At 46.1% G+C, this 11,535-nt stretch carries 9 protein-coding genes and 1 pseudogene; 8 read left to right on the top strand and 2 right to left on the bottom strand.

The genetic code is table 11. The annotated features are described in order from the left end of the window. The coding region (locus BHV83_RS18040; protein WP_286757860.1) for a T9SS C-terminal target domain-containing protein at positions 1–1,415 on the bottom strand (1,415 nt) is incomplete at its 3' end. A 72-nt stretch (positions 1,416–1,487) separates the two neighbouring features. Here BHV83_RS18040 and hflX point away from each other — a divergent pair. Both hflX and BHV83_RS18050 read left to right on the top strand, forming a co-directional pair. Beyond that, entirely contained in the window at positions 1,488–2,699 is a 1,212-nt protein-coding gene (gene hflX, locus BHV83_RS18045) for a GTPase HflX (protein ID WP_122205433.1), read from the top strand. Continuing rightward, positions 2,696–4,690 (top strand): annotated as a pseudogene (locus BHV83_RS18050) (DUF4954 family protein). The gene hflX and the pseudogene BHV83_RS18050 overlap by 4 nt, the downstream one beginning before the upstream one ends. Here the strand turns inward: BHV83_RS18050 and xerD are convergent. Continuing rightward, positions 4,687–5,592 carry a site-specific tyrosine recombinase XerD gene (gene xerD / locus BHV83_RS18055; RefSeq protein ID WP_005634359.1) on the bottom strand — a complete coding sequence of 302 codons (906 nt, stop codon included), beginning with the start codon at positions 5,590–5,592 and terminating at the stop codon, positions 4,687–4,689. The pseudogene BHV83_RS18050 and the gene xerD overlap by 4 nt on opposite strands. A gap of 216 nt (positions 5,593–5,808) precedes the next feature. Between xerD and aroQ the strand changes: the two genes are divergently transcribed. The 6 genes from aroQ (at position 5,809) to BHV83_RS18085 (ending at position 11,149) form a co-directional block, all read left to right on the top strand. Then, positions 5,809–6,243 carry a type II 3-dehydroquinate dehydratase gene (aroQ, locus tag BHV83_RS18060; protein WP_005634357.1) on the top strand — a complete coding sequence of 145 codons (435 nt, stop codon included), beginning with the start codon at positions 5,809–5,811 and terminating at the stop codon, positions 6,241–6,243. 133 nt (positions 6,244–6,376) lie between these two features. Continuing rightward, positions 6,377–7,828 carry a pyruvate kinase gene (gene pyk / locus BHV83_RS18065; protein WP_005644598.1) on the top strand — a complete coding sequence of 484 codons (1,452 nt, stop codon included), beginning with the start codon at positions 6,377–6,379 and terminating at the stop codon, positions 7,826–7,828. Between the two features lie 84 nt (positions 7,829–7,912). Next, a complete protein-coding gene (locus BHV83_RS18070; RefSeq protein WP_005649524.1) occupies positions 7,913–8,536 on the top strand; it encodes an O-methyltransferase in 624 nt (207 codons plus the stop codon). 14 nt (positions 8,537–8,550) lie between these two features. Further along, positions 8,551–8,886, top strand: a complete 336-nt coding sequence (gene rbfA, locus BHV83_RS18075) for a 30S ribosome-binding factor RbfA (protein ID WP_005634351.1) — start codon at positions 8,551–8,553, stop codon at positions 8,884–8,886. Positions 8,887–8,898: 12 nt separating this feature from the next. Beyond that, positions 8,899–10,134 (top strand): FtsX-like permease family protein, encoded by a 1,236-nt coding sequence (locus BHV83_RS18080; RefSeq protein ID WP_055284632.1) that lies wholly within the window; start codon positions 8,899–8,901, stop codon positions 10,132–10,134. 94 nt (positions 10,135–10,228) lie between these two features. Continuing rightward, positions 10,229–11,149, top strand: coding sequence for an Rpn family recombination-promoting nuclease/putative transposase (locus tag BHV83_RS18085; RefSeq protein ID WP_119215899.1), 921 nt, complete (start codon positions 10,229–10,231; stop codon positions 11,147–11,149). The last annotated feature ends 386 nt before the right edge of the window (positions 11,150–11,535 follow it).

The following is an 11,535-nucleotide window of genomic DNA, read 5'->3' on the forward strand; positions in this document are numbered from 1 at the left end:
GTGCTGTTGGACGATATTTTCAACTCGGTCGGTGAGGATGCTTTTACAAAGAAGGCGGCGAAAGGAGGGAGGGCATAGTTGCTATTAAGGGAATAGGTTTTATAACCGTTTCCGTCATATACATAGATATTTCCATCCAAAGCCTTGTTTTTTTCGATTTGGGTTAATGGAAGTAGTGCGGGGAATGGATTGCCGCACAAATACCAGCCGTGGTTTTCTTGATTGCCTGAAGAACTGTCGGAATTTAAAGGAATTGCAATAGCTCCTATATTGGCAAAATTTTCGGGGATGTCGCCGGGTCGAGATGAAAAAGATAAAGTTCGGTTTGTTGTTTTCTCGTCTAATGCGATCAGGTAACCTTTGTTTTTTTCGAACAGGGGGACATTATCGGGACGGATGGGCACGACTTCCCAATTTCCGGCAGATTGGTTGGACGATGCCCGCTTGTCTCCGTTGTAGGATTGGACATAAAAATAGTTGCCTCCGTCGTTAGGCGTAGCATCCTTTTGTTCGAAGTGGAGGTCGATGCCAGGCGGATAAACGTCGAAAGGAAATGAGATAAAATACCATTTGCCGGGTTCTTCAAAAGTTTTATGGAAGGTGATACGGCCGGAAAGAAGTATTGTCCCTCCTGAATGGAGAGAGGCTTTGTTTTCGTATAGGTCCAAATTCTGTAGGATAAACAGGCTGCCAGGATTGATCTCCAGTGATCCGGAATGAATGGCGATATCTTTGCAATACGTATCTGTTGTTATACTTACATTCCCTTTTATGAGCGCATTCCTGTGGCGGAGTGGAGGAAGATGCGACCAAAGGGTTGTGTCGTTCCAGTTTCCGATACCAGAGAATAGAGAATATGAAGGGATGTCGCCATAAGCAAAAACGCTATCGGTCATATAATATCCATTCTGTGTATTGACTTTTTTGTTTGTCGTTATAGCAAAAGAGCTTGGATTGCTTCCGATTGTAAGATATCTGTAACCCATGTAATCTTTACCTTGTTCAGGAGTGTTTCCTGTTATGACTTCATCGGAATTATTACGGTGAACGTTAAATAATAACAACTCACCGGGTTCTAGTTTGAGTCCGGCAATATGTGATACGATTTTTACATTTGTATAATTATTAAGCGAGAAGGGGTGAAAAATGATTCCGGAACCGACAGGTATCTTTATCGTATGTTTATCTTGGACAAGGGAGGAATTAACAGTCAACGTATATCCCCAATTATCCCATTCTGAATCTCCGAATGTCTGCAATCTGAGCGTATCCGAAACAAGCCTATTTTCATCGCTATCGACAAAACTTTCCCATGAGGATGGATTGGAAACTTGTGCCTGGAGCGGATAAGCTGCACCGAAGAATAAAATCTTTACAAGTACATACTGAACAAAATGTATAACTTCCTTTTTCATAGTTAATACTATTTTGGTTTGATATTATGGGTACAAATATACTAAAATAATTGAATTTACTATCTTTGCCGTATGAAAGAATTTATTATATCTGAAGCACAGACAGAAAAGGCTGTTCTCGTAGGACTGATTACTCCTGAACAGAATGAGCAGAAAGTGAAGGAATATCTGGATGAATTGGCCTTTTTGGCCGATACGGCAGGTGTCGAAGCTGTGAAACGTTTTTATCAGAAACTGGATTATCCGAACTCCGTGACCTTTGTCGGTTCCGGCAAGTTGCAGGAGATAAAGGAATATGTGGTGGAAAACGAGATCGGGTTGGTGATATTCGATGACGAACTTTCCGCCAAGCAATTGCGTAATATCGAGAAAGAGTTGCAGGTAAAGATTTTGGACCGTACGAATCTGATCCTGGATATCTTCGCCCGTCGTGCACAGACTGCTCATGCGAAGACACAGGTGGAATTGGCGCAATATAAATATATGTTGCCTCGCCTGACTCGTTTGTGGACACACTTGGAGCGTCAGCGTGGCGGTGTCGGCATGCGTGGACCGGGTGAAACTCAGTTGGAAACGGATAAGCGTATCATCCTGGATAAGATATCCAAGCTGAAACGGGACCTGGTCGAGATCGATAAGCAAAAAAGCGTGCAGCGGAAGAACCGCGGAAAGATGGTCCGCGTGGCACTGGTCGGTTATACCAATGTCGGAAAGTCCACATTGATGAACCTGCTTAGTAAGAGCGAAGTGTTTGCCGAGAACAAACTGTTCGCGACACTCGATACGACTGTCCGAAAGGTGATTGTCGACAATCTGCCTTTCCTGCTGTCCGACACGGTCGGCTTTATCCGTAAGTTGCCGACCGAACTGGTCGAATCTTTTAAATCGACTTTGGATGAGGTGCGTGAAGCGGACTTGTTGGTGCATGTCGTCGATATTTCTCATCCGACGTTTGAAGAACAGATCGAGGTGGTGAACCGTACCTTATCGGAAATCGACAAGACGGAGAAACCGATGATTATGGTGTTCAATAAGATCGATGCTTTCACTTTTGTCCCGAAGGATGAAGATGACCTGACTCCGCGTACACGTGAGAATATCGATTTGGACGAATTGAAACACACTTGGATGAATAAGATGCAGGATAATTGTATCTTTATCTCAGCCAAGAAACGGACGAATATCGATGCACTCAAAGCCTTGCTGTACGAGCGGGTGAAACAGATTCATATTACTCGTTTCCCTTATAACGATTTTCTTTTCCAACAATATGATGAAGAATGAGTGAAGGATATTTAAGGCATCTGCTATCGGAAGAAATTGCAGATTTGGAGAAGAACGGCTGTACGGCCGATAATTGGGAAAACATAAAGGTCGCCAGCCCTTTTCATGCCGAACACGTTTGTAATGTTCATTTTTCAGGGAATGTGGCATTGGGCCTTTTTGAAAAGGAATTTACTCTTCCGGGAGGGGTGAAGAAACATAGCGGTATCCGGAATGCAACTTTGCATAATTGTGAGATCGGCGATAATACGCTGATTGAAAACGTGCACAATTATATTTCCAATTATTTCATAGGCGATGATTGTTTCATACAGAACGTGAACGTGATGTATGTAGAAGGAAGGTCCTCTTTCGGGAACAATGTCGAAGTGTCCGTACTGAATGAAACGGGAGGCCGTGAAGTACCCATTTATAATGGCTTGTCTGCATCATTGGCCTATCTGATAGCTTTATATCGTCATCGGCCGGCTTTAATACTGCGTTTGCAGGCGATGATTGCCGATTTTGCCGAACGGCAGACTGGCAACTATGGTTTTATCGGCAACCATGTGAAAATAATCAATACAGGGACTGTGCGCAATACTGTGATTGCCGATTATGCAACGGTCGAAAACTGTACCCGTCTCGATAACGGTACGGTCAATAGCAATGCGAATGCTCCGGTGTATATTGGCGACAGCGTTATCGCGGAGGATTTTATCATTTCTTCGGGGGCTGTGGTTGCCGATGCCGCCAAGATTATCCGTTGTTTTATCGGGCAGGCGTGCCATGTGACTCATAACTTCTCTGCGCATGATTCACTTCTGTTCAGCAACTGCGCTTTTGAGAACGGAGAGGCTTGTGCTATCTTTGCAGGATCTTTTACTGTGTCGATGCATAAGAGCAGCCTGCTGATTGCCGGCATGTATTCGTTTCTGAATGCCGGAAGCGGCTCGAACCAAAGTAACCATATGTATAAGCTGGGCCCCATCCACCAGGGTATTGTGGAGAGAGGTTCCAAGACGACCAGTGACTCCTATATCCTGTGGCCTGCGCGTGTCGGGGCTTTCTCTCTGGTAATGGGGCGCCATCACCATCATAGCGATACGTCGGACATGCCTTTTTCTTATCTGATAGAGAAAGACGATGAGACTTACTTGGTTCCCGGTGTAAACCTGCGTAGCGTCGGTACGATCCGCGATGCGCAGAAATGGCCGAAGCGTGATAAGCGTACCGACCAGCAACGGCTGGATATGATCAACTACAACTTGCTGAGTCCGTATACCATCTACAAGATGATGAAAGCTGTCGGAATCTTGAAGAACCTGCAAGAGTTGGTGGGTGAGACATCCGAAGTCTATTATTATCAAAATACTCGTATCAAAGGTTCCTCTTTGCGTACGGCCCTCAATCTTTATGGTATGGCAATCAATAAATTCTTGGGGAACTCCTTGATCAAGCGCCTGGAAGGAACGGATTTCTGTTCTATGGAAGAAGTCTAGTCACAGTTGAAACCGACTTCTTCAGCTGGTCGTGGGGAATGGCTGGATCTTTCCGGGTTGATCCTTCCTCGTGAAGAATTGGACGGGTTGATCGAGAAAGTTGAAGAAGGCAAGATAACTTCGCTTGAGGCGATAGAAGAGTTCTTTGCAGCCATGCATTCCAATTATTATGATATGGAATGGACATGGGCGTATGATATGCTGGAGGAGTATTACGGTGTGAACCTGTCATCAATATCGGCAGCACAGATCGTCGATCTTGTCCGCCGCTGGCAAGACTCGGTGATCGGATTGGATAATCTGCTTTATAAAGATGCGAAGAAAGAATTCTCCCTTACTTTCATGACCGGTTTCGGTGTGGATGGTTCGGATAAAGAGAAGCAGGAAGATTTCGAAGGTGTGCGCGGTGCATTCGAGAGCAATCCCTTTGTCACGGCAGTCAAAGAGCATATTGTTGTCAAAAGGGCTTTGGGCGATGAGCTGATCGAACGCATGGAACGGCTGTTCTAATCCCGCGGCTTGCTACGTGGATGATGTTCGAGTATCTCTTTCCGCAGGAACTGGCGGTCGATATGCGTATAGATTTCGGTGGTGGTAATCTTTTCATGTCCCAGCATCTCCTGGATAGCAAGCAGGTTGGCTCCCCCTTCCAACAGGTGGGTGGCGAAAGAATGGCGGAACGTATGCGGGCTCACGTTCTTTTTGATACCGGCCATTTCTGTTTGCTGCTTGATGATATGAAAAACCATGATCCGCGACAGAGCCGTTCCTCGCCGGCTCAGGAACAGGATGTCTTCGAATCCCTTTTTCACCGCGACATGGTTGCGGTCATACAGGTAGTTCTTGATCTCCTTGATAGCTGTTTCCGAGATGGGGACCAGGCGTTGCTTGCTCCCTTTCCCTTCCACCTTGATGAATCCTTCGTCGAAATAAACATCCGTGAAGCGTAGTGAAACCAACTCCGACACGCGCAGTCCGCAGCTATACAAGACTTCGAGCATCGCCCGGTTCCGTTGCCCCTCCGGCAATGTCAGGTCGATCGTGTCCAGGATGCTGTTAATCTCGTTGACAGTTAGGACTTCAGGAAGTTTCAGTCCGATCTTGGGCGATTCTAACAATTCGGTCGGATCAGTTGTTATATAATCGTCCAGGAACAGGAACCGGTAGAAAGATTTGATCCCTGAAATGATCCTTGCCTGTGAACGTGGGTGGATGCCGATATCATGTAGGCGGGCAACAAACTGTTGCAGGTCGTCATATGTGACATCCGCATACTTCTTGCCTTCGCTTTCGACGAAGTTTGTCAGTTTGTCGAGATCCGTCAGGTAAGCGTCTATAGAGTTGGCCGAAAGCGCTTTTTCCAGACGGAGGTATGTTTTGTATCGTTCTATTTTGTCATTCTCTCGGTGCATGAAACGAATTGTGATTTATGAATTATGATTTATGATTTACGGGGAAGTATGAGGAGCTGAAGGTTCGTCCGGTAAAATCTGCTCATGTAATGGATTTTACCCTAATGACTTAGCACCAATTCATAATTCATAAATTATAAATCATAAATCTTTACTATCTTTGCCGGATATTTCCTGTCCGTAAAAGACAGGGCAAAGGTAATAAATTACGGCAAAATGAAGAAAATTCAGATTATCAACGGCCCCAATCTTAATCTGTTAGGCAAGCGTGAACCGACAGTGTACGGAAATGCTTCGTTTGAAGGCTATCTGAGTGAGTTGCGTGCCAAGTATCCACAATGTGAGATTGCTTATTTTCAGAGTAACGTGGAAGGTGAGATGATAAACAAGATCCATGAAGTCGGCTTCGATTACGACGGGATCATTATGAATGCAGGCGCTTATACGCATACGTCCATTGCCCTCCACGATGCAATAAAAGCTGTAACGACTCCGGTTGTGGAGGTACATATTTCAAACGTACACGCCCGTGAATCTTTCCGTCATGTGTCCATGATTTCAGCCGCTTGCAAGGGGGTGATCTTAGGGTTCGGGCTGGATTCGTACCGTTTGGCGGTGGAAGCGGTGCTTCAATTGGCAATGGATAATTGACAATTAGGAAGAGATAGAAATTTGTTTAGGTAAAAAGAAGTTTAATAAAGGTTTGGCTCTTGGAGTTGAGGATTGGCTGTTTTTAAAATTGTCAATTGTCAATTGTCAATTGTCAATTTTAAAAAAGGGTTATATGTTAAAGCATACGAAGATTGTTGCTACAGTTTCCGACCAGCGTTGTGAGGTTGAGTTTATCGACGCGTTATACAAGGCTGGAATGAATGTCGTGCGCCTCAATACGGCTCACATGGCGGAAGAAGGTTTGACCAGAGTCGTTAATAATGTCCGTACGGTTTCCAACCGTATCGGAATTTTGATGGATACTAAAGGGCCCGAAGTGCGTACGACTGCTGCGCAGGCTCCCATCGAGTTCAAGACCGGGGAAATGGTTAAGATCGTGGGAAACCCGGAAGGGGAGACTTCGCATGATTGTATTTGTGTCTCATACCGGAATTTTGTCAATGACCTGACCGTCGGCAGCGATATCCTGATCGATGACGGGGATTTGGAACTGAAAGTAATCGATAAGAAAGACGATTTTCTGGTTTGCGAAGTGGAGAACGACGCGACCTTGGGAAGCCGTAAGAGCGTGAACGTGCCGGGTGTACGTATCAATCTGCCTTCCTTGACAGAGAAAGACCGTAAAAATATCCTGTGGGCGATTGAAAACGATCTGGATTTTATTGCTCACTCATTTGTCCGAAACAAGCAGGATGTAATGGATATCCAGCGCATTCTGGACGAACATAACAGCCCGATCAAGATCATTGCGAAGATCGAAAACCAAGAGGGTGTCGACAACATCGACGAGATCCTCGAAGTAGCCTACGGTATCATGATTGCCCGTGGTGACCTGGGTATCGAAGTGCCAGCCGAAAAGATTCCGGGTATCCAGCGTGTGTTGATCCGTAAATGCGTGGAAGTAAAGAAACCGGTTATCGTGGCTACCCAAATGCTTCACTCTATGATCAGCAACCCGCGTCCTACGCGTGCCGAAGTGACGGATATCGCCAATGCGATCTATTACCGCACGGATGCCTTGATGTTGAGCGGTGAAACAGCCTACGGAAAATACCCTGTCGAAGCTGTCCAGACGATGACGAAGGTAGCCCGTGAGGCAGAAAAGACGAAACTTGCAGCCAATGATATTCGTGTCCCTATCGAGGGTAACGACTTGGATGTTACGTCTTTCCTTGCAAAGCAGGCTGTGAAATCATCTTCCAAACTGCATGTAAAAGCTATTATTACAGATAGCTATACCGGCCGTACGGCTCGTTACCTGGCTGCATTCCGCGGTACTTCCACCGTGTTCTCGATCTGCTACAATCCCCGTGTCATGCGTATGCTGTCCCTTTCTTACGGTGTCTGGGCTGTTCACCAGCCTTATAACGACAGTCGCCGCGGCTATTTCTATGATGCGCTGAACGAGCTGATCAAAAGCGGACGCATCACCCGTAACGACATGGTGGCTTACCTGAGCGGCAGTTTCGGTGAAGGTGGCGGTACGAGCTTCCTTGAAATTAATAATGTAGGGAAGGTATTGGACGCCGGAAGTAATTATCAGTTGCCGACGTTTAAGGAATAAACAAAGATTTATGGTTTATGATTTATGATTAATATCCCAGCAAGCAAATCATAAATCATAAATCATAAATCATAAATCATGAAGATGACAATAGACGAATATATCCTTTCTCATAGTGACGAAGAAGGTGCACTGCTCTCGGCCCTGAACCGGGATGCGAATGTGAACCTGCTTCGTCCGCGAATGCTGTCGGGGCATCTGCAAGGGCGGATATTGAAGATGTTTTGCCGGATGCTTCGTCCCCGCCGTGTGCTTGAGATCGGTACTTATACAGGATATGCTACTCTTTGTATGGCGGAAGGGCTGGAAGAAGGGGCTTTGATCCATACGCTTGAGATCAACGACGAAATGGAAGACTTCATCATGAAATACCTGAAACAGTCGCCCCATCAGGATAAGATACGGGTGCATTTCGGCGATGCCCTCGATATTATCCCGGCGCTCGGTGAAACCTTCGACCTTGTTTTTATCGATGCCGACAAGCGGTTGTATTCGGAATACTTCGACCTTGTTTTCCCGATGGTGCGTGCCGGCGGCTTGATTCTTGCCGACAACACGTTGTGGGACGGTCATGTGGTGGAGGAGCATCCTAAGGATAAACAAACACTCGGTATTCTTAGTTTTAATGATAAAATCAAAGAAGACCCGCGTATTGAAAAAGTTATCTTACCTTTGCGTGACGGCCTTACGATGATCTGGAAAAAATAAAAAAGCAAGAAATTATGGAAAGTACAAGATTAAGTAAAATAGAGCGTCTCCTGCAAAAGGAGTTGAGTGATATCTTTCAGAAACAGACACAGGCTATGCATGGTATCCTGATCTCTGTCAGTGTGGTACGTGTAAGCCCCGATTTGAGTGTGGCACGTGCTTACCTGAGTATCTTCCCGTCCGACAAGTCGAAGGAAATGCTTGAGAATATCCGGGCGAATACGAAAGCCATCCGCTTTGATCTCGGACAGCGCATCCGGAAACAGGTCCGCAAGATTCCTGAACTGACATTCTTTATCGACGATTCCCTGGATTATATCGAAAATATTGATAATCTGTTGAAAAAGTAAAAGAATACCGCGTTGAACTTCCCGTTTTATATAGCCCGGCGTTACCTTTTCTCGAAGAAATCCCACAATGCCATCAATATCATTTCGATGGTGTCTGTTTGTGGAGTGGTGGTCGCTACAATGGCCCTGGTGTGTGCGTTGTCTGTATTGAACGGGTTTGTCGGGCTGGTTTCTTCGATGCTCGGCAATTTCGATCCGGAGCTGAAGATTCAGCCTGTACATGGAAAGGTGTTCGATCCGACTCTTCCGGCTGTCCGGGAAGTGAAGGAGTTGCCTGAGGTCGCTTTGTTTTGCGAAGTGCTCCAGGATAATGCGCAGGTCCGCTATCGGGATCGCCAGATTACCGCGACGGTCAAGGGTGTAGATGATACTTTCGGCCGTCTGACGCGGATAGACAGTATTTTAGTCGATAGCCGGGAAGGTTCCTTTGTCCTGTCCGACGAAGTGGCCAATTACGCCAACTTGGGTGTCGGAACGGCTTTTTCTTTGGGGGTGCGCCCTAATTATGCCGATCCTTTGGAAATTTACGCTCCCAAGAGGAATGAGAAAGTCAATCTCGCCAACCCTGTCGCCTCCTTGAATTTGGAATATGCTTTTGTCGGCGGCGTATATGCCACTAACCAGCAGATGTATGACGAGAATTTCGTCCTGCTGCCTTTGCCGATGGTCCGCTCTTTGTTCGATTATGAAAAGGAAGTCTCGGCGATAGAGTTGTCATTGGTTCCCGGTGCAGACATCAATTCGGTCAAAAGCTGTATAAAATCACTCTTAGGCGATGATTTCTCGGTCAAGGACCGCTATGAACAGCAGGAAGCCTCTTTCCGGATGATGCAGGGGGAGAAGTGGATGATCTTTCTGATCCTGTGTTTCATTCTGATCCTGGCTCTGTTTAATGTGATCGGTTCGCTTTCCATGCTGATGATAGAAAAGAAAGAGGATGTCCGTACGTTGCGGAATATGGGTGCGGACGACCGTCTGATTCGTCGTATTTTCCTTTTCGAGGGTTGGATGATTTCCGGTCTCGGCGCTTTGATCGGTATCGTTATCGGATTGGCCCTTTGTTTGTTGCAACAGGAGTTGGGTATTATCAAATTAGGTCAGGCAGCCGGCTCCTTTATTATCGATGCCTATCCGGTCCGTGTCGAAGCCGGTGATATCCTTATTGTCTTTATAACCGTCCTTTCCATCGGCTTCCTTGCCGCCTGGTATCCTGTCCACTATCTAGGGAAGAAATGGCTTACCCGATAATCATTGAAAGATAAGATATTACAAAAAGATTGCGGTTCGTTGCCCATTCATAAATAATATGTATATTTGTGGATGAACTAATAAAACAGTAACTATGAAAAAGGAAGGGTCGGATCTGAAAATCATGGAAGAGATGGAAAGAAAAAAGTTGCAGGACAGGTATATTCGCTTCGATTGGGCCATTAAGCGTCTGTTGCGCCAGAAGGCCAATTTCGATGTGCTCGACGGTTTCCTGACCGTCATGCTGAACGAAGAAATCAAGATCGTCGAAATCCTCGAAAGCGAAGGCAACCAGGAAAGCGCCGACGACAAGTTCAACCGCGTCGACATCAAAGCCTTGAACAGTAAAGGCGAAATCATCCTCGTCGAAATCCAGAACACACGCGAACTGCATTATTTGGAACGCATCCTCTACGGCGTAGCCAAAGCCATCACCGAACATATCTCGATTGGCGAAGGGTATGGGAAAATCAAGAAAGTCTACTCCATCAGCATCCTTTATTTCGATATTGGTATCGGGACAGACTATATCTATCACGGCCAAAATCATTTCGTCGGTGTACATACGGGTGACCATCTGCGTGTCAACACGCGTGAACGTGATGTGATCGTCTCGCATCTTCCCGCTGAAATCTTCCCCGAATATATCCTGGTCCGTGTAAACGAGTTCGACAAAGTGGCACTCACCCCTTTGGACGAATGGATCGAATACCTGAAAGACGGCACGATCCGTCCCGATACGACTGCACCGGGTCTGAAGGAAGCCCGCGAGAAGTTGAAATACTACTCCATGTCCCCTCAGGAACGCCTTATCTACGACCGCCATCTCGACGCCATCATGATCCAGAACGATGTGATCGACACGGCCAAATTAGAAGGGAGAATAGAGGGAAAAGCGGAAGGCCTTGCCGAAGGCATGCGTCAAGTCGCTTCGAGGATGAAAGATACGGGTGTAGACGTTGCTACCATAGTAAAGTGTACCGGCTTAAGCGAAGAAATAGTTTTGTCTTTGTAAGGGGTGTTCATTTCTTAATCTCTCATTATTTGTACGCAGAAGGCTTGGTTCTGAGAACTGAACCAAACTGCCTTTACTTCAACATACAATAGTATGACTGTTTGTGCTTTAGCGGGTGAATGCAGGTACTAAAAGTGCCTTCACCGCTTACGTCTGCCTTCACCAGAGATCAAGTCGGCTCCGGGAAGGTCCTATTTAAGTGACAATCGCCATGCTACTGTTGTCAAACAGCCTGCTCTTAGACCTTTTGCCTTTAGTCGAAAACCTTTTCGCCCTTGGTCAAAAGCCCTTTCGACACTGGTCAAAAACCTTTTCGACTAAGGGCGAAAAGGTAAGGAGTGGTAGTAATAGCTGTTAATGCCTGTGTATTTGTTGATTAATTGATA

This window comes from Parabacteroides sp. merdae-related_45_40 (assembly GCF_001915675.1).